The organism is Escherichia sp. E10V5 (genome assembly GCF_004212315.1).
Classification (GTDB): domain Bacteria; phylum Pseudomonadota; class Gammaproteobacteria; order Enterobacterales; family Enterobacteriaceae; genus Escherichia.
The window spans coordinates 14,856-37,659 of the sequence record NZ_RHJM01000023.1 but is presented as its reverse complement, the minus strand read 5'-3'; the positions used below and the strand labels follow the sequence as shown (position 1 = coordinate 37,659).

Genomic DNA, 22,804 nt, shown 5'->3' with positions numbered 1-22,804 from the left:
CCCATGGCTAAAGAGATCAGCAGTGAACTTCTGAACACCATTCTTACCCGGGTCGGTGGCCCGGGAAACATCGCCAGCTGTGGTAACTGTATGACGCGTCTGCGTCTAGGTGTACATGACAGTTCACTGGTTGATCCCGATATCAAAACCCTGGAAGGTGTAAAGGGCGTCATTTTGACCAGCGATCAGGTGCAAGTGGTCTTTGGGCCGGGCAAAGCGCATCGTGCCGCAAAAGCCATGAGCGAGTTGCTGGGCGAAGCACCCGTGCAGGATGCCGCAGAGATCGCCGCCCAGAATAAACGCCAGTTAAAAGCCAGACAAACTTCCGGCGTGCAACAATTTCTCGCCAAATTCGCCACCATCTTTACACCGCTGATCCCCGGTTTTATTGCTGCGGGTCTGTTGCTGGGGATAGCGACGCTAATCGCCACGGTGATGCACGTTCCGGCAGATGCTCAGGGAACGCTGCCCGACGCGCTGAATTTTATGAAGGTGTTCAGCAAAGGCTTGTTCACCTTCCTGGTAATTCTGGTGGGCTATAACGCGGCCCAGGCGTTCGGCGGCACGGGCGTCAATGGCGCAATTATTGCCGCGCTCTTTTTGCTCGGTTATAACCCTGCTGCCACCACTGGTTACTACGCCGGATTTCACGATTTCTTCGGTCTGCCCATCGATCCGCGCGGCAATATTATCGGCGTGTTGATTGCCGCCTGGGCCTGCGCCCGCATTGAAGGCATGGTGCGCCGCTTTATGCCGGACGATCTCGACATGCTGCTGACCTCGTTAATCACTCTGTTGATCACCGCTACGCTTGCGTACCTGATCATTATGCCGCTGGGCGGCTGGCTGTTTGAAGGCATGTCGTGGCTGTTTATGCACCTGAACAGTAATCCGCTCGGTTGTGCGGTTTTAGCCGGGCTGTTCCTGATCGCCGTGGTGTTTGGCGTGCATCAGGGCTTCATTCCTGTTTATCTGGCTTTAATGGACAGTCAGGGGTTCAACAGCTTATTTCCCATCCTTTCGATGGCGGGCGCGGGCCAGGTAGGCGCGGCGCTGGCGCTCTACTGGCGAGCGCAACCGCACAGTGCACTACGCAGTCAGGTGCGCGGGGCGATAATTCCCGGTCTGCTGGGCGTTGGTGAACCGTTGATTTACGGCGTCACACTGCCCCGCATGAAGCCGTTTGTTACCGCCTGTTTAGGCGGCGCGGCGGGCGGTTTGTTTATCGGACTGATAGCCTGGTGGGGTCTGCCAATGGGCTTAAACAGCGCCTTCGGACCGTCTGGCCTGGTGGCACTACCGCTGATGACTTCCGCTCAAGGTATCCTTCCGGCAATGGCGGTATATGCAGGTGGGATTCTGGTGGCATGGGTTAGTGGGTTTATTTTCACCACGTTCTTTGGCTGCCGTAACGTCAATCTGGACTGATTATGAAACGGACAATGCTCTATCTTTCTCTGCTGGCTGTCAGCTGTAGCGTCAGCGCCGCAAAATACCCTGTTCTGACAGAAAGTTCGCCAGAGAAAGCAGGGTTCAATGTCGAACGGCTTAACCAGATGGATCGCTGGATTAACCAGCAAGTTGATGCCGATTATCCCGGCGTAAACCTACTGATTATTAAAGATAATCAGATTGTGTATCGCAAAGCCTGGGGGATGGCGAAAAAGTACGATGGCAGCGTGTTGATGGCGCAGCCTATAAAAGCCACCACCGAGACGCTGTATGACCTGGCCTCAAATACCAAAATGTACGCCACTAACTTCGCTCTGCAAAAGCTGATGAGCGAAGGCAAACTGCATCCTGACGATCTGATTGCGAAATATATTCCAGGGTTTGCCGACAGTCCAAATGACACCATCAAAGGCAAAAACACGCTGCGGATTTCTGATCTGCTGCATCACAGCGGCGGTTTCCCGGCGGACCCACAATACCCGAATAAAGCGGTCGCGGGCGCGTTATATTCGCAGGATAAAGGCCAGACGCTGGAGATGATCAAGCGCACGCCGCTGGAGTATCAGCCCGGCAGCAAACATATCTACAGCGATGTCGATTATATGTTGCTTGGATTTATCGTCGAGTCAGTTACTGGCCAGCCGCTTGACCGCTATGTTGAAGAGTCGATTTATCGACCACTCGGCCTGACGCATACGGTATTTAACCCGCTGCTGAAAGGCTTTAAACCGCAGCAAATTGCCGCGACGGAACTGAACGGCAATACCCGCGATGGCGTGATCCACTTTCCGAATATCCGCACCTCCACTATCTGGGGTCAGGTGCACGATGAAAAAGCGTTCTATTCGATGGGCGGCGTTTCCGGACACGCAGGTTTGTTTTCCAATACCGGCGATATTGCGGTGTTAATGCAAACGATGCTGAACGGCGGTGGCTATGGTGATGTGAAGCTGTTCAGTGCGGAAACGGTGAAGATGTTCACCACCAGCTCAAAGGAGGACGCCACTTTTGGCCTTGGCTGGCGCGTGAATGGTAATGCCACCATGACGCCGACGTTTGGCACGCTGGCAAGCCCGCAAACGTACGGTCACACGGGCTGGACCGGGACGGTAACCGTTATCGATCCGGTCAATCATATGGCGATTGTGATGTTAAGCAACAAGCCCCATTCGCCAGTTGCCGATCCACAAAAAAATCCCAATATGTTCGAAAGCGGTCAGTTACCGATTGCAACTTATGGTTGGGTAGTTGATCAGGTGTATGCGGCGTTAAAGCAGAAGTAATAAAAAGGCCAGTCAGTTTTGTTACTGGCTGGCCTGAGACTGCTGACAAACGCAATACTGCCTGATGCGCTACGCTTATCAGGCCTACGCGGCCCCTGCAATGTATTGAATTCGCACGATTTGTAGGCCGGATAAGACGTTTACGTCGCATCCGGCGTGTACAACGCGCACTTTATCAACAATCTGAAGCCAGTCAGTAATGCTATTGACTTGCCTTTAATCATCGAATCAGAAACGCTTACAGCGCCATCAACTTGTCCAGCGACGGCGCGAAGTAATAGCCGCCGGTTACCGGTTTGGTGAAACGCAACATCGCATCACGCTTACCATCGGTATCGCCAAACATGCTCAGCAGTTGCTGCTCAATGTTATGCAGACGCGCACAGTAGGCGCAGAAGTACAGACCGTGCGTGCCACTGGCGGTGCCGTACGGCAGGCTCTGGCGAACAATCTTCAGTCCTTTGCCATCTTCTTTCAGATCAACACGGGTCAGGTGAGAAGTTTCCGGACGTTCGTCGCCATCAATCTCTTCGTTGGCTTCTTTGGTACGGCCGATCATCATCTCCTGATCGTGAACGCTCATACGGTTGAGTTGCTTCAGGTTGTGCTCCCAACGCTGCACAAACACATAGCTGCCGCCCGCATCCACGCCGTCTTTGATAACCGCAACTTCGCGACGCGTCTCTTCACCCGCCGGGTTTTCTGTGCCGTCAACAAAGCCGCTCAGGTCACGCTCTTCCACCCAACGGAAGCCGTGGATCTCTTCTTTCACTTCAATGCAGTCACCAAAGGCTTCCATCGCCGCCTGGGCGACAGAAAAGTTTACGTCATGACGCAGAGAAAGAATGTGGATTAACACATCGAACTGAGTGGTCGGCGCAAGACCTTTGCCGTAGCCCGGAAAATCTTTCAGCTCTTCGGCACCAACGCCGCCGCTCAGAGCACGCCAGGTGTTGTTACCAAAGGCAACGACTGCACCAAGATGTGCGTCCGGGAATTTCGCTTCAAAAGTTGCCAGTTTGTCGGCAAATGTTTTACTGGCCGCACGCAGGGCATCAACTTCCCCTTTTACGTTGGCTTCGATCCAAATCGCCGCGCGGCAATGTTCTGGCAAAATGCCACTCTGAACCTGAGACATTGTTCCTCCTGAAAATAATAATGCCACGCAATCCGTGGCATTGTTGGGCGCTATTTTACGTGTTTTTTGTGATTAGCGGTTTGCTCAGACGCAAATTAACGTCGCCAGATAATTTTACTGACTTTCCAGTTTTTCAAGGTATCGTCCGAAGGCATTAACCCTTCAGGACCACTCCATTCACCGCTGAACTGGTAGCTAATATGTTGACTGCCTTCAGCTTTACATTCGACAGCACGATCATCACCATCTGCTTTTTGGCAATTGCCAAATGCTTTGCTGTAAAGGTCGCTAAACGGTGTACCGATTTTAACACCGGTGTCAGCAGGAATATTGCTGTCTGAAACGTCAATGCGGCTGATTGTACCTTGCTCACCATTGATGACCATCGCCACGCTGTCGCCTTTCATCACTTCAAAAAAGCGCACTACATTACCGTTAGCGGTTTTCATTCCGCTGCGCAGACGATAATCACCATCAAGCGCATCGGCAATAGCTTGTTCTTGTAATGGTGTGGACGCCGTTAATTCACCCACGCCCTGCTCGCTCACTTTGGTAGATGAACCAAACCAGTTCCACGGATTAGCGGCAGACCAGTTAACTGACGACATAGTGGAACAGCCGGTCAGCATCAACGGCATAGCGCATAACATTAAACGCAGCGATTTCATCTCACTTCCTTTGGTTATTCAATAACGTTGCTTGGAGTGCAAATTTGCAAAAAAGTGCCGTTAGAGGTAGATGACAAACACAAAATTGCCTGATGCGCTACGCTTATCAGGCCTGCTTTTTCCTGCAATATCTTGAATTTTCGATGTTTTGTAGGCCGGATAAGGCGTTCACGCCGCATCCGGCATAAACAAAGCGCACCTCTGCGTTATTCTTTTTCTTCATTAAAACAAGCGCGTAAACGTCGATTAGTCAGCAGCCAGATTAACGCCACAATATCCGCCACTACCAGCGCCAGACCGATTCCGCTAACCGATTCACCGTTCAGCCACAGCCACGGTTGCCAGCAAAGTAAAACCACTTGCGCCAACAGCAACAGAAAATAGAGCCCATGCCAGATACGGGGAAACGTAGCCCGCCGACCACTCAGCAAAAACGCCAGCACTGCTGGAATGCCGGGAATTAACCCCAGCCAGAAATTATCATGATCGGGATAAAACAGATTCAGCAGCGCAGTACCCTGCTCACGCGACGCACCGGCAATCACAAACAGCACCCAGGTTCGCGCCTGAAGCAGTAGCACAAGCCAGAAGAGAAAAGGTAAACGCAGGCGTCCGTGCGCATCATAATGGACAGGATGAAACTCAGTACTCTTCATCTTCAATCAAACGCTTACCCAGACTCAGCACATCAGCGTGTTCATATCCCAGGCGTTCGTACATTCCGAGCACCATGTCATTGTCTTCCGGCACGTTGATCTGAATTTTCGGGCAACCGCGGGCAATGAGCTTTTTCTCCAGCCGATTAAGCAACGCGTTAGCAATGCCGCGCCCGCGAAACTCCGGATGCACGCCAAGATAATAAGCAGACCCACGATGCCCGTCATAACCGCCCATCACCGTTCCCACCACTTCACCATTCACTTCCGCGACCAGGAACAAACTGACGTCATGGTTCATCTTGCGTTCGATGTCCATTTCCGGATCGTTCCACGGACGCAGCAAGTCGCAACGCTCCCAAAGGGTGATGACCTCTTCGAAATCTTCCTGGCGAAATACGCGTATCTCCATGGTATGAGTTACCTTTTTGGGGGTTAAAAGGGTGATTATGGCGTGAACGACCGAATTAGCCAATATCTGACGAAAATCGGTTGAAAAAGTGGCATAATGACGCGTTGTCATTTATTGAAATGAAAAGTAAAACAATTCTCACCAGCAAACCGTCGTAACGGATTACGCGATACGATATAACATCTGGAACTTCATTATTACAACTCAGGCCGTATGAGCACTTTTAAACCACTAAAAACACTCACTTCGCGCCGCCAGGTGCTGAAAGCCGGATTGGCTGCCCTGACGTTGTCAGGAATGTCACAAGCCATCGCCAAAGAAGAACCTTTAAAAACCAGCAACGGACACACTAAGCCGAAAGCCAAAAAAGCTGGGGGCAAGCGGATAGTCGTTCTCGATCCGGGTCACGGCGGGATTGATACCGGTGCGATTGGCCGCAACGGGTCAAAAGAAAAACACGTGGTGCTGGCAATCGCCAAAAACGTCCGTTCAATTTTGCGCAATCATGGCATTGATGCGCGGCTGACGCGTTCTGGCGATACCTTTATTCCACTGTACGATCGCGTTGAAATCGCCCATAAACATGGCGCTGACCTGTTTATGTCAATTCACGCCGACGGCTTTACTAACCCGAAAGCCGCTGGTGCATCGGTCTTTGCCCTCTCTAACCGTGGCGCAAGTAGCGCGATGGCAAAATATTTGTCGGAACGCGAAAACCGTGCTGATGAAGTTGCCGGGAAAAAGGCGACCGACAGGGATCACCTATTGCAACAAGTGCTGTTTGATCTGGTGCAAACAGATACCATTAAAAATAGTCTGACGCTCGGCTCGCATATTCTGAAGAAGATTAAGCCGGTGCATAAACTGCACAGCCGCAACACCGAACAAGCGGCATTTGTGGTGTTGAAATCACCGTCGGTTCCTTCGGTGCTGGTGGAAACTTCGTTTATCACCAACCCGGAAGAAGAACGGCTATTAGGCACGGCGGCGTTTCGTCAGAAAATCGCCACAGCGATTGCTGAAGGCGTGATCAGTTATTTCCACTGGTTTGATAACCAGAAAGCACACTCGAAAAAGCGGTAAGTTATGAAACCCGACGCACACCAGGTTAGACAGTTTCTCCTCGACCTTCAGGGTACAATTTGCCAGCAACTGGCCGCCGTAGATGGCGCAGAGTTTGTCGAAGATAGCTGGCAACGTGAAGCTGGTGGCGGCGGGCGTAGTCGGGTGTTGCGTAATGGTGGTGTTTTCGAACAGGCGGGCGTCAACTTTTCTCACGTCCACGGCAACGCGATGCCCGCTTCCGCGACCGCTCATCGCCCGGAACTTGCCGGGCGCAGTTTCGAGGCGATGGGCGTATCGCTGGTAGTGCATCCGCATAATCCGTACGTTCCCACCAGCCACGCGAATGTGCGGTTTTTTATTGCCGAAAAACCGGGTGCCGATCCCGTCTGGTGGTTTGGCGGCGGCTTCGACTTAACTCCATTCTATGGTTTTGAAGAAGACGCCATTCACTGGCATCGCACCGCCCGTGACCTGTGCCTGCCATTTGGTGAAGACGTTTATCCCCGTTACAAAAAGTGGTGCGACGATTACTTCTACCTCAAACATCGCAACGAACAGCGCGGCATTGGCGGGCTGTTCTTTGATGATCTGAACACGCCAGATTTCGACCACTGTTTTGCCTTTATGCAGGCGGTAGGCAAAGGCTACACCGACGCTTACTTACCGATTGTTGAACGGCGTAAAGCAATGGAATACGGCGAACGCGAGCGCAATTTCCAGTTGTACCGCCGCGGGCGCTATGTCGAGTTCAACCTGGTATGGGATCGCGGGACGCTGTTTGGTTTACAAACCGGCGGGCGCACCGAGTCTATTCTGATGTCGATGCCGCCACTGGTACGCTGGGAGTATGATTATCAGCCAGAAGCAGGCAGCCCGGAAGCGGCGTTGAGTGAGTTTATTAAGGTCAGGGATTGGGTGTAACTCCCTCATCCCAACTCCTGCATCCGCTGATGCAGTGTCAGTGACGGCTTCTCGGCAAACAGTTGCTGATAATCCGTGGCAAATTGCCCCAGATGCCAGAATCCCCACTGCATGGCGGCGTCTTTTACCGTCATACTTTGCGACCACGGACTAATCAGTTCACGGCGCACGGCGTTCAGGCGAATGCGTTTTAGCCACGCATTCGGGCCAATGCCCAAAATAGCGTGAAATGCGTTTTGTAAGGTACGGCGGCTAACGTGCAGTTGATTACACAAGTCCAGTACGGTTACCGGTTCGGACATGTTTTCCAGCACATATTCACGGGCGCGGGAAAGCAAACGTCGGTAACTCTGATGACTAATACTTTCCGCTGTCACCATTGGTTGCGCTTCTTCCAGCATCGCCCCCATCGCCATCAGCAAATTATCCCCCAGCACTTTACGCACCGCAGGCTGATGAAGATTCTCCGGGTTCTCGCAAAATGTCGCCAGCGCCTGTTGGACAAAGCCCCACAGCGCGGCTTTATGCTGCTCTTTCACTTCCAGCGCCGACTGGTTACGTAACATATGCAGCACCCTTTCCGGGTTATGCAAAAAGTTAGCCTGCCGGGTAATGACATCTTCAGAAAGCACTACGCCAAGGATCGTATAATCATCCGGTGTACTCAGCTCAAACTCGGTGCCGCCAGGGCGCGTGGCAATTTCCGCGCGTCCCAGGCATTGTGAGCCGATAAATCCCTGTTCGCCGCGTGTCGCCGGAATACCAAACCAGAAAGAGTTCGGCCAGACCAGGCACGACTGACGCAGTGCCAGACCAGTGTATTCACGGAAAACCTGAATATCATCAAGCAGAATTTCCGTAAATTCACCATGAAACTTGCCCGGATGCAGCTGATCGTAAATCTGCTGCCAGGCGGTAATCGTCAAAGCATGTTCATAGACATCCGTTGTCTGTCGTTGATGAACATTATCCACTTCGACCTTCGGCGTAAGCTTCAGGTTTTCGGATAAGGGTTCATGATAAAGATGGTGCAAATTAGCTGTACGGGGCTTTTTCATGATGTTAATGCCGGGTGTTATATGACACCCGGCACCTCCGACAGATTAATGGGGCTTGAGACGATAACGACTACTGCGTTTACGTAACGTCCCGGCAGAAAAGAGCTGTTCGAGCGCATTTCTGGCTTTTTCCAACGGCCAGCCAAAGTGGGCAGCCACTTCTCCTGCCGTCATTCCCTGACGTACTGATGTTAACAGCGCCAACAACTCGTCAGCAGATTCCGCAACGATAGCTGGCACGCAGGGTTCCTTTACAGCTTGCTTCGGCTGGCGGTTAAAGCCAGTAACCAGCCACTGGGTGTCATCGTCTGGCCGACCGATCTCCTTGCGGCTAATGACGCGCCCGGTACGCATCGCAGCAGCACAACCTGCGTCCAGCGCCGCACGACACGCCGCCAGATCGCCTTCCACCACCAGCGTCAACCTACCAGGGTCAAGTACTTCATGACTGAGCAGACGTACGTTGGCCGCTTTCAGCATGGCATCCGCCGCATCGATTGCTGCGACCATGCCGTCCACTTCCAGCAATCCCAGTGCATTGATCATCGGCAACCTCCGTTACGCACGCTGGATTGGATTCCGCGCGATTTCCAGCACTGCATCGGTAAAGGCATTACAGGCCGCTTTACACGCCGCCTGGCTTCCCGTTAAGAATGCGGCGGAATAGTTGGTTTCTGACGGCGGCGGGACATAAGTCACCAGCTGTACGTCGGCAGATTTTAACGCTGCATCAATGCCATAAGTCGCTTCCAGCGGCGGCGCCACCAGATACGCCATCGGATCGCCAAGTGTAATACCCGCAGTGGAAGAGAGATAAGAACCAGTACGCGAAACCACATGTGCAAGGAATGCCGTATCTTGCGCATCGTTGGCCCACTGGAAGGCCGCACCGTTTTCAATATGCGCAACCATTGCATCCAGACCAGCACGCACTTCCGCCGGGTTTGGCCCGCCCAGCATAATCAGCACTTCACCGGCAGTCGGTGACGGGCCGTGTGCGGCTCCTGCATACAGCGAGCGGCCATACACCACTTCCACCATCGCCTGTTTGGTCGCTTCATCAGCGGCAATGTAGGTGACGTCATCGGAGTCGGCGGAAATCAGCCCAAGGCTACGAATATGCGGTGGCAATTTCAGCTCACGCGCAAAATCGGCGTTAACGGAGGCAATCACCCGCATGGCGGTGACCGACGGTCGAATCAAATCTAAAGCTGGCATGATGCCTCCTTATCGGGTCATGTTGATGCCGGATGCTTTCTGCTCCAGCATACGTTTCGCCAAATCCACAATAACTGCTGCGGCTTCAACTGGCGGCGTGCCGCCCTGGTGAATGTTAGAGATACAGGTGCGATCGGCCTCAACGGTGGTCGCCATACGCGGCGAGTAAACGGCGTAGCAGGAGAGACTTTCTGACTGCCCTAACCCCGGGCGTTCGCCCACCAGCAGGATCACCACTTTCGCGCCGAGGATCTCACCGATCTGATCTTCAATTTTCACGCGACCGTAACGCACAAAGAACGGCGTGCCGACTTTCAAACCAGCCTGTTTCAGGCCCGCCATCAGCGGTGGCAGGATCTCTTCATAGTTCACGGTGATCGCGTCAGTAGACAGGCCATCAGAAATAACGACCTGTACGTCCGGACTGGCGACACACTGTGATTTCAGGGCTTCAACAGCTTCTGCACACAGGCGGCGACCCATATCCGGGCGAGTCAGGTAGAGATTTTTGTCGCTAATTTCAGAGCGCACTTCCAGCAAGCCCTGCGCTTTCACCCACTCTTCCGGCACTTCTTTCAGTACGGTATCTTTCGAACGAGAGTGATCGGCCAGGAAACGCAGCAGCGCCTGGGTACGCGGACGCGGACCAGCACGACCGGTACAAACGCGGGCCACGGTGCTGCGGCGCAGTTCTGTTAATACGTCTGCGCGATGCGGATTTTCAACGCCAATCCACGCCTTCGCTTCAGCGGAACCTAAATCCAGCACACAGCTTTCCGAGGTCACCGGTGCCGAACAGGCTGTGGTGGTGCATTTGGCTTCTGACGGCGCGGGGGCTGCTTGTCCCATTGACGCCATCACGCTGCGTACAATTTCTTCAATCTGTTTTTGATCCATGATGTGTTATCTCCGCGTCATCAGAAGAACAGTGACGGATCGCCCGCCCGTTTGGTCAGGCGACCGTTTGCCATAATGCCCATGCTTTCCAGCCAGCGTTCAAACTCCGGTGACGGACGCAGGTTGAGTAACTGACGCACAGTGGCGGTATCGTGGAACGCCGTGGTCTGGTAGTTGAGCATGATGTCATCGCCCAGCGGCATCCCCATGATGTAGTTGCAGCCTGCGGTGGCGAGCAGGATCATCAGGTTTTCGTTGAGGTTCTGGTCAGCGTCAGCGTGGTTGGTGTAGCAGCAGTCACAGCCCATAGAGATGCCGCTCAGCTTGCCCATAAAGTGATCTTCTAAGCCCGCACGAATAATCTGGCGGTCGTTGTAGAGATACTCCGGCCCAATAAAGCCGACCACGGTGTTGACGATAAACGGATCGTAATGACGCGCCAGCCCATAGTTACGCGCTTCCATCGTCACCTGGTCAGCGCCGAAGTTAGCACCTGCGGACAGCGCAGAACCTTGTCCGGTTTCGAAGTAGAGGCAGTTTTCCCCGGCGATACGGTTGAACTCCGCGCCCACTGCGCGCGCTTCATCGAGCATCGCCAGTTCCACGCCAAACTCTTTCAGCCCTTTTTCGCTGCCGCAAATACTCTGGAAAATCAGCCCGCCCGGCGCGCCGCGACGAATCGCTTCAATCTGGGTAGTGACGTGCGCCAGCACGCAGCCCTGGGTCGGAATGTTGTATTTGTCGATCACGCCATAGATGGTATCCAACACGCGACTTAAGTTTTCCACGTCGTCAGTCACTGGGTTAACGCCGATCACCGCATCGCCCACCCCGAAGGAAAGCCCTTCGTAGATTTGCGCGGCGATACTTTGCACGTCGTCACGGGTATCGTTCGGCTGCAAACGGGCGCTAAAGGTGCCCGGAATACCGATGGTGGTATTGGCCTTTTTGATCACCGGCATTTTCTTCGCGCCGTAGATCAGGTCCGCGTTGGAGCAAATCTTCGCTACCGCCGCGACCACTTCCGAGGTCAGCCCTTTGCGGGTAAAGGCAATGTCGTCCACGCTGGTTTCATCGCTCAGCACATACTCACGCAGTTCGCTGATGCTCCAGTTTTTAATCTGGTTGTAGGCCGTTTCGTTAACGTCGTCCTGAATCAGCCGCGTGACGCAGTCATCTTCATAGGCAATCACCGGATTATTGCGGATGTCCGCTACGGTCATTTCCGACAACACCTGCTTTGCCGCCACGCGCTCCTGTGAGCTTGCCGCTGCAACGCCCGCCAGCACATCCCCCGAACGCAGTTCGTTGGCTTTTGCCAGCACCTCTTTTACATCCTTAAACTGATATACATTGCCGAACAATGTGGTCTTTAGTTTCATAAGTCGTTCCCTCAGGAAGGAAATGCGAGTGATTTCACCGTCACCGGCACAACCGATCCGCCAAAAAGAGGCGTACCAATGTCGATATAGTCCCCCGCGCGGACAATCACTTCGTCAATGACTGCCAACGGGAGTTGTTGTAGCTGTGGGCGCAACAACATGCCCAGAGCTTTACCAAAGTCCTGCCCGGCCACCACCAGCAGGGGATGCGGATTCGGAAAACGCGCGACGAAATCGACCAGCGCGTTGATGACCGTCAGTACCGCGGCGTAACGCACAGGCAGCGAGGCGGGAAGCGCCAGCACGTACGCGTCAGTTTTGGGATCAAGATCCAGCTGAATCAGCGCCTGTTGCCAGGCACTCACCAGATCCGTTTCATCAATTGGGATCGCCACCGGCAAATTACGCAGCGGCAGTTGTACGCCCTCCAGCCAGATTGTGCTGCCAGAGAGCGAAAGAGTATGTGCGCCCGCGCCAATCACCGTGGCGCGCACGGTTTGCGCCGGAAACTGCACGTTCATCTCACGCAGGCGCGGATGGTCATGCAGCGCCGTTGCCAGCAGCGGGCCAATATCGGCAAAACAGAACGGATCGGCGGGCTGGTGGCGATAACATTCGCCCACGCCGCCAGAAAGCGTAATGATTTCGGGCGTAACACCTGCGGGCAGTAAACCGGTTTGCATCAATGCCTGCGCGAGCGGCGAGAGCGTTCCGTCAATCACTTCGACAATTAGCGCCGCCATTCGTCGGGTAACCTGCACCAGCTGCGCGCCAGTCAGCGAACGGGCGTCAGTGCCTGCGCCGAAACACTCATCCACAATCATCTGCCCCGGTTTATGGGCGTACACCACGCGCCCCTGGCTGTCGGTTTCCAGCAGGCGACCGCCGACGTTGAGGCAGGCAGTACCACTGATTTTTCCGGCATCGAACAGGGCGTAGTTCGCCGTGCCGCCGCCGATGTCGATATTCAGTACCCGACACAGCCGTTGTTCAGAAAGGGTTTGCGCCCCGGCACCGTGACCCGCAATTACGGATTCGAGATGCGGCCCGGCGCTGGCAACCACAAAATCGCCCAGCGACTGGGAGAGCGTCATCACCGCCGGGCGAGCATTGCGGGTTTTCGCGCTTTCTCCGGTGATGATGATGGCGCCGGAATCAACACTTTCCGGCGCAATGCCCGCAGCCTGATATTGCTCGAGGATTAAAGTTTTCAGCTCCGCTTCTTTTAAACCGCCCTGTTTATCGACAGGGGTAAAGAACACCGGACTTTGCCAGCTAATTTCGCGTTTGATGAATTCGTAGCGCGGCACCTGCGACACCGCCGCACGGTTAACCAGCTCCAGGTGGGAGAAAATCACCTGGGTAGTGGTGGTGCCGATATCGATACCGACGCTTAGTAGCTGGCGAGTGTTCACGATTGCGCCTCCACTTCGGCTTTAGCCGCAGTCGCGTCTTCTTTTGGTACCAGCATCATCGCCACGCCAATTGCCGTTACGCCGCCGATCAACTTGCCGACAATCATCGGGAAGATCATGGCGTTCATGTTGGCAGCGGCGAAGCCTAAGTGGTCGCCCAGAGCGAAGGCTGCGGAAACGGCGAAGGCGCAGTTGATGACTTTGCCGCGAGTATCCATCTGCTTCATCATGCCGAACATCGGGATGTTGTTAGCAAGCGTTGCCACCATGCCGGCTGCCGCGATATTGTTCATATTCAGCACTTTACCGACGCTCATCAGCGGTTTTTCAAACCAGCGGGTCAGCAGCAGCACCATCGGATACGCCCCTAACAGCACGCAGGAGATAGAGCCGATAACTTCAATGGCGCGCATCACCTCACCTGGTTTATCGCCAGGGGCCATGAAGATCGGATCCAGGCCCGGGATCAGTTCCCAGCCAAGCAGGAATTTCACCACCGCGGCAGCAAGGCCGAGGGTAATCAATGCAACAAGGAATTTGGCGAAGATCTGGAAGCCGTTGATCATTTTTTCCGGGATGAATTTCAGCCCCAGCGCCACCAGTACCGCGACGATCAGTACCGGGATCATGTTCATCAGGATCAGGGCAAAGGTGAATTCCACAGGCTGGCCGTTGATTTGTACGCCGGAATACATAGCTACCAGACCACCAGCAATACAGCCAATTGGAATGGTCACAATGCCGGCCAGCACACCGAGCGCCAGATAACGACGGTCAGAAGGTTCGATAATGCCGAGCGCCACCGGAATGGAAAACACAATCGTTGGCCCCATCATCGACCCGAGAATTAACCCAGAGTATAGCCACGCTGCTACGTCGCCGCCCGCCAGCTCTTTGGCGAGGAAGAAGCCGCCCATATCGCACGCCAGCAGCGTTCCGGCGAACATCGACGGGTTGGCGCCGAGCATTTCGTAAACCGGGATGATCACCGGCCCGAGTACGTGGGCCAGTACCGGTGCCAGCGCGGTCATACCGACCATCGCCAGGCCCAGTGCGCCCATTGCCATAAAACCTTCTTCGAACTGCCCGCCGGATCCTTCGATACTTTTACCGAACTTACCGAGGAAACGTGCAGAACCGCCAAACTGCGACAGGATCCTGTCTACGGCAGCTATCAGCATAAAGAACATCATGATGTACATGATGATTTCGTTAATTCCCATCGCCTTTACTCCCTGTTAGTTGTTATTTATTGGCGGATACGGCGTAAACACCTTATCCGACCTACATGTGCAATCCCGTAGGCCGGATAAGACGCGGCAAGCGTCGCATCCGGCACTTGCACCGCGCCACTGGCGGATGCGGCGTGAACGCCTTATCCGCCCTACATGTGCAATCCCCCAGGCCGGATAAGACGCGACAAGCGTCGCATCCGGCACTTGCACCGCGCCACTGGCGGATGCGGCGTGAACGCCTTATCCGCCCTACATGTGCAATCCCCCAGGCCGGATAAGACGCGACAAGCGTCACATCCGGCACTTGCACCGCGCCATTGCCGGATACGGCGTAAACGCCTTATCCGCCCTACATGTGCAATCCTGTAGGCCGGATAAGACGCGGCAAGCGTCGCATCCGGCAATTGCACCGCGCCACTGGCGGATGCGGCGTAAACGCCTTATCCGCCCTACATGTGCAATCCCCCAGGCCGGATAAGACGCGGCAAGCGTCGCATCCGGCATTTATTGCGCCGCTGCGTACAGGCCGACAATCTGCTCCAGGCTGGCGGTACGCGGGTTGCTACGCAGACAAATATCTTCCTGCGCGGCCTGCGCCCATGCACCGTAATGCCCGGTTGTTGCACCCACATCAGCCAGCCGCTTGTTGATCCCGACTTCCGCAATCAACTCACTTACCGCGTTAATAGCGTCACGATCGTCGGATTTTTTAGTTCGCAGTGCCCGACCAATCTGGCTAAAGCGTTCGCGACAAACCATCCGGTTAAATTCCATCACCGTTGGCAGCAACATGGCGTTCGCCAGACCGTGCGGAATATGCAGCGCCGCCCCTGGCTGATGCGCCATCGCGTGGCATAACCCAAGCCCGGCGCTAGAAAACGCCATTCCCGCCATACATGAAGCCAGCAACATACTCTCGCGCGCGGCAAGGTCGTGACCGTAGCCCACCGCTTTCGGCAGCGATTGACCAATCATCGCAATGGCGCCAATCGCCAGGCTGTCGGTAAACGGGGTGGCGTTCAGCGCGCTATACGCTTCAATGGCGTGAGTTAACGCATCAATACCAGTCATCGCCGTGACATGCGACGGCACGCCTTCGGTTAGCGCAGCGTCGAGAATCGCGACATCCGGCATCAGCGAGGCATGTGCTAACACCTGTTTGCGCCCGCTTACCGCATCGATGATCACCGTCACGTTAGTCGTTTCAGAGCCGGTTCCGGCGGTCGTTGGAATGGCAATCAGCGGCAATCGTGGTTGCAGAACGCTGGTTTCTGACATTTTTGCCAGCGTGCTATCGGAATTCGTCACCAGCAACGCTACGGCTTTCGCTGCATCGAGCACCGAGCCACCGCCAAACGCGATGACACCATCGCAGCCTGATTCACGCAGCTGCGCCACGGCTGCGCACACGTCTGTAATGCACGGTTCGCCCACCGGACACGGCCAGAGCGTCATAGCGATACCTTTGACGGTCAGACTGCGAATCAGCCCGGCGGTCATCCCCGACTGATGCAAAAAGCCATCCACCATCACAAACAAATGTTTCAGCCCGCGCGTTTGTGCTTCCTGCCCGCAACTGCTCACTGCGCCCAGACCGCAGAGTGTGGCAGGCGGGACGCTAAATATTTTTACCCGTTGCAGATTCAGAGTATCGAACGCCTGAAAGAGCGCGGTCTGCAATTCATTTTGCATAGATCCCCTCCGCTTTCTCTCGCCCACTACTGGCGATCGCCAGCGGGGTCATAAACAAACTGTGCTGCGGTAGATGCACCTGTAACGCCGGGAATTGTTTGCGAAACAGTTCCGCCACGCCCGGTTGCATACAGGAGCCGCCCGCCAGCCATAAATCAGTAATGCCCTGCCCTTCAATATGCCGGGCGACAATGTCCGCCATTTTTTCGTACACCGGTTTCACCGCGGGCCAAATCTCTTCACCATGTCCGCGCTTGTACTGCTCTGCCTCTTCCAGCGAAATACGGCGATTTCCGGCGAGAGTCAGAGAGATGTGATGTCCGCCGGTGGCTTCATCCGCCGAGTACGTCACTTTGCCTTGCTTAACGATGGCAATGCCGGTAGTGCCGCCGCCGATATCCACTACACCTGCGTTATCCAGTTGCAGCAGATCCGCCACGGCGGTTGGCTCATCCAGCACATGGCTCACTTCCAGCCCGGCAGATTCCAGCACGTTGATGGATATACGCGGGTCCGTACCAGGAGGAAATGAGGTCGCCGCATGGCTAAAACGGCGACCGAATTGCTGCTCAAGCGTGTCGAGATGGCGACGAACAATGGTGACAGCGCCGAAGAAATCCCAGACGATGCCGTCGCGGACCACATCGGCCCAGTCGAGGCATACCGCCACCGGCTGACCGTCGCGATCGACAACCATCGACACCACATCGCAGGTGCCCAGATCCACCCCCAGCCACAGCGGAGATTCCGTCGCGGCGGGCGTCTGGTTACACAACGTTGCCGCCGTTTGCAAACGCGGGGTGAGCCATTGTTCGTCGTGCGCCATCGGTTACTCCTTAAACAATGCGAAACGCATCGACTAATACACAGCGACGCAGACGGACAAAAGTACGCGCGCTGGTTACCCCTTCACCGGTTGGCGTGGTGATGGTCATGGTGGTCCAGCCTTCCCCGCCCAGCCCCAGCCCGGCAATGCACGGTCCGTTTTTGACGAAAATGCTGGTATCAATAGCGTTTGCCATCTGGTTCATGTTCTCGATATTGCGCGAGTGCATTGCCGCCGTGTGGTGGCAACCGCCTTCCAGTTTCACCGCCAGCGCAATGGCATCCGCCACGTTGGCGACGCGCACGACGGGCAGCACCGGCATCATCAGTTCGGTCACGGCAAACGGATGTTCTGCGGTGGTTTCCACAAACAGCAAACGCGTTTCTTGCGGGACGTTCAGGCCGATTGCCGCCGCGATTTTCGCCGCATCGCGACCAACCCAGTCACGGCTGACGGAGCCTTTTCCGCGCTCGTCGATATTTTTCAGCAACACCGGTTGCAGCTGCTGCGCCTGCTCTGTGGTCAGTTTCACCGCGTGCTGGCCTTCCATCAGACGCATCAGTTCATCGGCTACGCTATCAACAACAATCAGTACCTTTTCATCGGCACAGATGATGTTGTTATCGAAAGAGGCGCCTTTGACGATGGACTGAGCGGCACGGGCGAGGTCGGCGGTTTCATCCACCACCACAGGCGGGTTACCGGCACCTGCGGCAATCAGGCGTTTATTGGTGTGTTTGCGCGCCGCTTCCACTACCGCTTCGCCGCCCGTCACCACCAGAAGGCCGATGCCTGGAAACTTGAACAAGCGTTGCGCGGTTTCGATATCCGGATTTGCCACGGTAACCAATAAGTTTTCCGGCCCGCCTGCGGCAACAATCGCCTGGTTGAGCAGCGTAATCGCCCGCTGGGAGACTTTTTTCGCCGCCGGATGCGGGGCAAAAATGACGCTGTTGCCCGCGGCAATCAGGCTGATGGCGTTGTTAATTACGGTTGCCGCCGGGTTAGTGGAAGGCGTCACCGAAGCCACTACGCCCCAGGGCGCGTTTTCAATTAAAGTCAGGCCGTTGTCGCCCGTCAGCACCTGCGGAGAGAGACACTCAACGCCCGGTGTGCCGCGCGCCTGAGCGACGTTTTTGGCAAATTTATCTTCAACGCGGCCCATACCGGTTTCACTGACGGCAAGTTCCGCTAAATCTCTGGCGTGCTTTTCGCCTGCTTCACGAATGGCTGTTATCGCCAACTGGCGCATTGCCACGCTCTTTAACCCTTGCTGTGCAATTTTGGCTGCCGCAACGGCGTCATCCAGGGAAGCGAAAACGCCCATCTCATGAACGGCGGCGGGCGGCGTGTCACTGCTTTGCATTTTCAGCAGTACCGCTTTCACCACCTGTTCAATATCCTGTTGATTCATGATGTTCTGCCTTATTTGTGGAAAATAACCTGACCGCCAGACACCACCTCATCGACGATGCCAATCACGCACAGATCGACCGGTGACGTTTCGCTTTTATGCGCCTGGCGGGCGGAACTGCCACTCACCAGCAACACCCACTCCCCGGTTCCCGCGCCAATATTGTCGATGGCGACGGCACATTGCCCGTCAGGATTACCTTGTGGATCAATCATTTCCACCATCAGCAATTTGTCATGCGCCAGTCCGTGATGGCGTACGGTACAAACAATTTGTCCAGTGACGATTGCCAGTTTCATACCCACCTCCGTGGCGTATTTCAGGTAAAAGCTCCCCCTACCCTCCGCGGAAGGTAAAATGAAAAAGGAGAGAGCGTGACGCCCGAATCGACGTCACACAGGGTGATTACAGGTTGCTGCTGTCGCCTTTCAGGCCGATCGGGAAGACTTCTTCCAGGTCGCCGTGCGGACGCGGGATAACGTGTACAGATACCAGCTCGCCAATACGCTGTGCCGCTGCGGCACCAGCATCGGTCGCGGCTTTACAGGCTGCAACATCACCGCGAACCATCGCAGTGCACAGGCCGCCGCCAATCTGCTTCACGCCGACCAGTTTGACGCGCGCAGCTTTCACCATCGCGTCAGAAGCCTCAATCAGTGCAACCAGGCCCCGGGTTTCGATCATTCCTAATGCTTCCATTGTGTTTTCCTCTTTATCAGGGTCCAGAACGGGACCGTTCATTCAACCAGTGTTTGTAAACTGCTTTCGCGGTTCACTTCTGTCTGACGCGGTACGGCTGCCACCAGCGCCAGTTCGATAATTTCCTGCACGCTACAACCACGAGAGAGATCGTGCATCGGCGCGGCAAGTCCTTGTATCAATGGCCCGACGGCACGATACCCGCCAAGCCGTTGTGCGATTTTGTAGCCAATATTTCCGGCTTCCAACGACGGAAAAACCATCACATTGGCTTTGCCCTGTAGCGGGCTGGCAGGCGCTTTTTGCGCCGCGACATCCGGCACGAAAGCGGCGTCAAACTGCAACTCGCCATCGACTACCAACTGCGGTGCGCGTTCACGGACGCTTTCTGTCGCCTGTTGCACATTGGCAACGCAGGGGTGACGGGCGCTACCGTTGCTGGAAAACGACAGCATCGCCACGCGCGGCTCTTCTCCGGTGATGGCCTGCCAGGTTTCGGCGCTGGCAAGCGCAATATCCGCCAGCTGCGCCGCCGTCGGCTGCGGCACCACGCTGCAATCGGCAAAGCCCAACGCCGGACCGCTGTACTGTGGCAGCATCAGGAAAATGGAAGAGAGCGTTTTACAGCCAGACTGCAAGCCAATAATGCGTAATCCGGCACGCAGCACATTCGCCGTGGAAGAGAGGTTGCCCGCGATACAGACATCCGCTTTACCGGCGCTGACCATTGCGGCGGCGAACATCAGCGGTTCGGTGAGTTTTTCCAGCGCATCCGGCGGCGTTTTTTCGCCCGCGCGGGCCAGCCAGCGATGAGCAAATTCTTCCCGCATTGCGAGGTTGCCATGCGGATCAATCACCTGTAGCCCGTCCATCGCCACGCCGTGACTGAGCGCAAACTGACGAAGTTCAAACGGATTGGCGACCAGAATGGGCGTTGCCAGACCTTGTTGATGTAAATATTGCGCAGCTTTCAGTACGCGTTGGTCTAAAGCATCTGGAAAAACCACTCTGGCGGGCGCTCGCAACGCCAGTTCACGACAACGTTCAATAATCATTGCGTTTCCCCCAGTCGTTGTTGGATCTGCTTCACCGTTAGCGGCTGCTTCGTTACGCTCAGGATCATCATCACGTAGACCGTGCTGGAAAGGCGGTTCAGCGCCTGCAAAATGTCCGGGCGTAATACTTCAAAACTGCGGGTGATAAACACCTGCGCCGCTACGGTTTCGGTTTCACGCACTTTGGTGCGTAGCAGATTCAGCAACGCCGCATCGCGCCCGTGGCTAGCTTCCGGCACCAAATGATCGTGGTCGAGATAGCGCAGCGGCTGGTGAGAAAGTCGATGCAGATCTTCGTCAGAAAGCCCGACAATCGCCTGGCAGCCCAGCGGTTCCCCCAGCGCATCGGCACGCATAATGTTGCCAAGACGCGAGCGAATATCCGCCAGCCACGGCTGCCACGGTTCCGCCAGTTCAATTTGCAGCCACACAGCCAGCGCAATGGTGCTGTCGAGAACAGCGCGAAAACCCAGGCGCGGATCGCTTTTGGCAACCATTTTTTCCGCCGACAGATGAGTCAGTGTGTCTGGTTTTTTCGCCACCGGCTGGCGGCACAGTTCGCAGCACGCCTGCGGATGTTCATCGCTACTAGTCAGCCCGTGAACGGGCTGCGGCTGCTGCTGTTCATCATCAACAAACAGGCTACCCTGTTCGTCAATAAACTTGATGCGCAGATGGCGGCTTTCCAGTAACTCCCGGGCAGAGGGCGTCAGGCGACTGTCCGCAGGGAGATGGATCTCTGCGCCTTCGCTGAGCGTATGGTTCGCTCTTAGCCATGCTTCGGTGATGAAATCTTTCATAGGGATTGCCAGTTAGCCGGCCAGGCGACATACAGGAATTTCACGCTGGATGTCGTACCAAATTCGATGCTGGATCCTTTCGGGATAAACATCACATCGCCCGCTTTGGCAATCATGGTTTCGCCTTCGTGGCGAACATGCAGCTCCCCTTCCAGCACCATGTCGATTTCGTCGTAGTTCAGGGTCCACGGGAAGAAGGCGTTGCCCCACTGCATGAAACCAGCGGCCATACTGCTGCCGTCGTCTCCGGTCACAAGATCAGTTAGGCCCACGCAGTGCGGTTCAGCGCCATCGAAACGGCCAAACTTGACGCTGCTGCCATCAATCACTTTGATGCCGCCTTTGCCGGTCACCGATTTGAAGCTCGGCTGCATTGCCCCCTGCTCCAGCGACTGCTTTTCCTTCATCACTTTTTCCATCAGCTGCGCGACCAGGCTTTCGGTAAACTGGCCTTCCGGCAGCTGGGCAATGATGGTTTCGCGGATGCGCTGGCTTTCGGTTTTATCGGCTGATGCACTGGCGGGAACGGATGCCGTTACAGGCGTCGATTCATCGCACTCGGTGATGGTAAAACCCAGTAGTTCCGCCACTTCGCGCGCTTCAGGGGTAATAATGCTGGCGCGCAGAACCACGGACATTGCCTGTTCGCCGCGCGCGTGTGCTTCACGAATATCATTCGCTGTGATGAGTTTTTTCACCTGCTTCCTCCTGTTCGGTGAGAGATGCCAGATAATCCACCAGTTGCTGCACGCTTTGCGGGTCATGGTTGTTTAGCGCGAAAATTGGCTCTTCAAAGCCAGTCTCAAGCAATAACTGTCGCGTTGCGGTGACGTCAGCATCCGGCATGTCCGTTTTACTGATGACGGCGATTTGCCGTTTACTGGCGCCAATATCCAGCAGCCCGGCAGGTAATCGGCTTTCTGGATCATTTGCGCCGTGGACATATATCAGCATGTCCACATCCTGTAGCGTGGTTATTAAGGCGTGATACCAACGGGGATGGCTAAAATATTCACCCGGAGTATCAATATCGCCATTATCATTAAATTCCACGGCCTGTGTTTTTCTGGCGAGGGTATAATCTCCCTGCAACGCATTAAATAACGTTGTTTTTCCTGCCCCGACGCTACCCACAAACGTAATTCGTTTCATGAATGCCTCGTATTAACTTTTAGTCATTTCACACAGCGTATAATTTAATAAGCGTCCTAAACCACTGACGGTTTGTGATAACGCTTCTTCGACTGCGCCCACCGAGCCATAAATCACCAGCGCGCCGCTGAAGCGGTCGAGAAAACCGATATGCACATCAGCGGCTTTCAGCGCTAAATCACCGGCGATCATCGCCGTTTCGCCGGGAGTTAGCGTCATAATGCCAATTGCGCCAGCATCCGGAACGCCGATTTTCTTCGCCAGTTCTTCACCCGGATGCGCAATCAAATGCGCCAGCGTGACCTGTTTCCCGGGTACAAATTCCTGAATGATGCGTTCTTTGTCCATGAGTCGCCGCCTGTAAAA

25 protein-coding genes are annotated in these 22,804 nt (G+C 55.1%); 4 read left to right on the top strand and 21 right to left on the bottom strand.

The features are described 5' to 3' along the window. The first annotated feature begins 3 nt into the window (after positions 1–3). Together murP and pbp4b are read left to right on the top strand one after the other, a co-directional pair. Entirely contained in the window at positions 4–1,428 is a 1,425-nt protein-coding gene (gene murP / locus D9738_RS16585) for a PTS N-acetylmuramic acid transporter subunit IIBC (RefSeq protein ID WP_130207388.1), read from the top strand. A gap of 2 nt (positions 1,429–1,430) precedes the next feature. Then, positions 1,431–2,735: a penicillin binding protein PBP4B gene (gene pbp4b / locus D9738_RS16580; RefSeq protein ID WP_130260666.1), complete on the top strand. Its 1,305-nt coding sequence runs from the start codon at positions 1,431–1,433 to the stop codon at positions 2,733–2,735. Positions 2,736–2,973: 238 nt separating this feature from the next. Here the strand turns inward: pbp4b and yfeX are convergent, their stop codons facing one another. From yfeX to D9738_RS16560, 4 genes are all read right to left on the bottom strand, one after another. Then, positions 2,974–3,873 carry a porphyrinogen peroxidase gene (gene yfeX / locus D9738_RS16575; RefSeq protein ID WP_000084590.1) on the bottom strand — a complete coding sequence of 300 codons (900 nt, stop codon included), beginning with the start codon at positions 3,871–3,873 and terminating at the stop codon, positions 2,974–2,976. Between the two features lie 95 nt (positions 3,874–3,968). After that, complete coding sequence (locus tag D9738_RS16570; RefSeq protein ID WP_130260665.1) at positions 3,969–4,541, bottom strand: RpoE-regulated lipoprotein; 573 nt, start codon at positions 4,539–4,541, stop codon at positions 3,969–3,971. Between the two features lie 206 nt (positions 4,542–4,747). Beyond that, positions 4,748–5,197, bottom strand: a complete 450-nt coding sequence (locus D9738_RS16565; RefSeq protein ID WP_130207394.1) for a DUF2919 domain-containing protein — start codon at positions 5,195–5,197, stop codon at positions 4,748–4,750. Then, entirely contained in the window at positions 5,184–5,609 is a 426-nt protein-coding gene (locus D9738_RS16560) for a GNAT family acetyltransferase (RefSeq protein WP_000406000.1), read from the bottom strand. Before D9738_RS16560 ends, D9738_RS16565 begins: the two co-directional genes overlap by 14 nt. A 213-nt stretch (positions 5,610–5,822) precedes the next feature. Between D9738_RS16560 and amiA the strand changes: the two genes are divergently transcribed. After that, complete coding sequence (amiA, locus tag D9738_RS16555) at positions 5,823–6,692, top strand: N-acetylmuramoyl-L-alanine amidase AmiA (RefSeq protein ID WP_130207396.1); 870 nt, start codon at positions 5,823–5,825, stop codon at positions 6,690–6,692. 3 nt (positions 6,693–6,695) lie between these two features. Continuing rightward, entirely contained in the window at positions 6,696–7,595 is a 900-nt protein-coding gene (gene hemF, locus D9738_RS16550; RefSeq protein WP_130260664.1) for an oxygen-dependent coproporphyrinogen oxidase, read from the top strand. Between the two features lie 5 nt (positions 7,596–7,600). Here the strand turns inward: hemF and eutR are convergent, their stop codons facing one another. The 17 genes from eutR to eutS all read right to left on the bottom strand — a co-directional run bounded on the left by eutR (position 7,601) and on the right by eutS (position 22,786). Beyond that, a complete protein-coding gene (eutR, locus tag D9738_RS16545) occupies positions 7,601–8,653 on the bottom strand; it encodes an HTH-type transcriptional regulator EutR (RefSeq protein ID WP_130260663.1) in 1,053 nt (350 codons plus the stop codon). Positions 8,654–8,698: 45 nt separating this feature from the next. Then, complete coding sequence (gene eutK, locus D9738_RS16540) at positions 8,699–9,199, bottom strand: ethanolamine utilization microcompartment protein EutK (protein WP_130207402.1); 501 nt, start codon at positions 9,197–9,199, stop codon at positions 8,699–8,701. Positions 9,200–9,211: 12 nt separating this feature from the next. Next, entirely contained in the window at positions 9,212–9,871 is a 660-nt protein-coding gene (gene eutL, locus D9738_RS16535) for an ethanolamine utilization microcompartment protein EutL (RefSeq protein WP_001111027.1), read from the bottom strand. A 9-nt stretch (positions 9,872–9,880) separates the two neighbouring features. Beyond that, on the bottom strand, positions 9,881–10,768 hold the full coding sequence (eutC, locus tag D9738_RS16530) for an ethanolamine ammonia-lyase subunit beta (RefSeq protein ID WP_130207403.1): 888 nt from the start codon (positions 10,766–10,768) through the stop codon (positions 9,881–9,883). 20 nt (positions 10,769–10,788) lie between these two features. Continuing rightward, a complete protein-coding gene (gene eutB / locus D9738_RS16525; protein WP_000769975.1) occupies positions 10,789–12,150 on the bottom strand; it encodes an ethanolamine ammonia-lyase subunit alpha in 1,362 nt (453 codons plus the stop codon). Positions 12,151–12,161: 11 nt separating this feature from the next. After that, on the bottom strand, positions 12,162–13,565 hold the full coding sequence (eutA, locus tag D9738_RS16520) for an ethanolamine ammonia-lyase reactivating factor EutA (protein WP_130260662.1): 1,404 nt from the start codon (positions 13,563–13,565) through the stop codon (positions 12,162–12,164). Next, complete coding sequence (gene eutH / locus D9738_RS16515) at positions 13,562–14,788, bottom strand: ethanolamine utilization protein EutH (protein WP_130260661.1); 1,227 nt, start codon at positions 14,786–14,788, stop codon at positions 13,562–13,564. The genes eutA and eutH overlap by 4 nt, the downstream gene beginning before the upstream one ends. 516 nt (positions 14,789–15,304) lie before the next feature. After that, complete coding sequence (gene eutG, locus D9738_RS16510; RefSeq protein WP_130260660.1) at positions 15,305–16,492, bottom strand: ethanolamine utilization ethanol dehydrogenase EutG; 1,188 nt, start codon at positions 16,490–16,492, stop codon at positions 15,305–15,307. Further along, positions 16,482–17,318 (bottom strand): ethanolamine utilization protein EutJ, encoded by an 837-nt coding sequence (gene eutJ, locus D9738_RS16505; RefSeq protein WP_130260659.1) that lies wholly within the window; start codon positions 17,316–17,318, stop codon positions 16,482–16,484. Before eutJ ends, eutG begins: the two co-directional genes overlap by 11 nt. Positions 17,319–17,328: 10 nt before the next feature. Beyond that, positions 17,329–18,732 carry an aldehyde dehydrogenase family protein gene (locus tag D9738_RS16500; protein ID WP_130260658.1) on the bottom strand — a complete coding sequence of 468 codons (1,404 nt, stop codon included), beginning with the start codon at positions 18,730–18,732 and terminating at the stop codon, positions 17,329–17,331. An 11-nt stretch (positions 18,733–18,743) separates the two neighbouring features. Further along, positions 18,744–19,031 carry an ethanolamine utilization microcompartment protein EutN gene (eutN, locus tag D9738_RS16495; protein ID WP_130207415.1) on the bottom strand — a complete coding sequence of 96 codons (288 nt, stop codon included), beginning with the start codon at positions 19,029–19,031 and terminating at the stop codon, positions 18,744–18,746. 106 nt (positions 19,032–19,137) lie between these two features. After that, positions 19,138–19,431: an ethanolamine utilization microcompartment protein EutM gene (gene eutM, locus D9738_RS16490; RefSeq protein WP_000387713.1), complete on the bottom strand. Its 294-nt coding sequence runs from the start codon at positions 19,429–19,431 to the stop codon at positions 19,138–19,140. Between the two features lie 38 nt (positions 19,432–19,469). Beyond that, positions 19,470–20,486, bottom strand: a complete 1,017-nt coding sequence (gene pta, locus D9738_RS16485; protein WP_130260657.1) for a phosphate acetyltransferase — start codon at positions 20,484–20,486, stop codon at positions 19,470–19,472. Continuing rightward, on the bottom strand, positions 20,483–21,286 hold the full coding sequence (gene eutT / locus D9738_RS16480; RefSeq protein ID WP_130260656.1) for an ethanolamine utilization cob(I)yrinic acid a,c-diamide adenosyltransferase EutT: 804 nt from the start codon (positions 21,284–21,286) through the stop codon (positions 20,483–20,485). Before eutT ends, pta begins: the two co-directional genes overlap by 4 nt. Beyond that, on the bottom strand, positions 21,283–21,984 hold the full coding sequence (gene eutQ, locus D9738_RS16475; protein WP_130260655.1) for an ethanolamine utilization acetate kinase EutQ: 702 nt from the start codon (positions 21,982–21,984) through the stop codon (positions 21,283–21,285). Before eutQ ends, eutT begins: the two co-directional genes overlap by 4 nt. Further along, complete coding sequence (gene eutP, locus D9738_RS16470; protein WP_130260654.1) at positions 21,959–22,438, bottom strand: ethanolamine utilization acetate kinase EutP; 480 nt, start codon at positions 22,436–22,438, stop codon at positions 21,959–21,961. Before eutP ends, eutQ begins: the two co-directional genes overlap by 26 nt. Before the next feature lie 12 nt (positions 22,439–22,450). Then, positions 22,451–22,786, bottom strand: coding sequence for an ethanolamine utilization microcompartment protein EutS (eutS, locus tag D9738_RS16465; protein WP_000356956.1), 336 nt, complete (start codon positions 22,784–22,786; stop codon positions 22,451–22,453). Between the last annotated feature and the right edge of the window lie 18 nt (positions 22,787–22,804).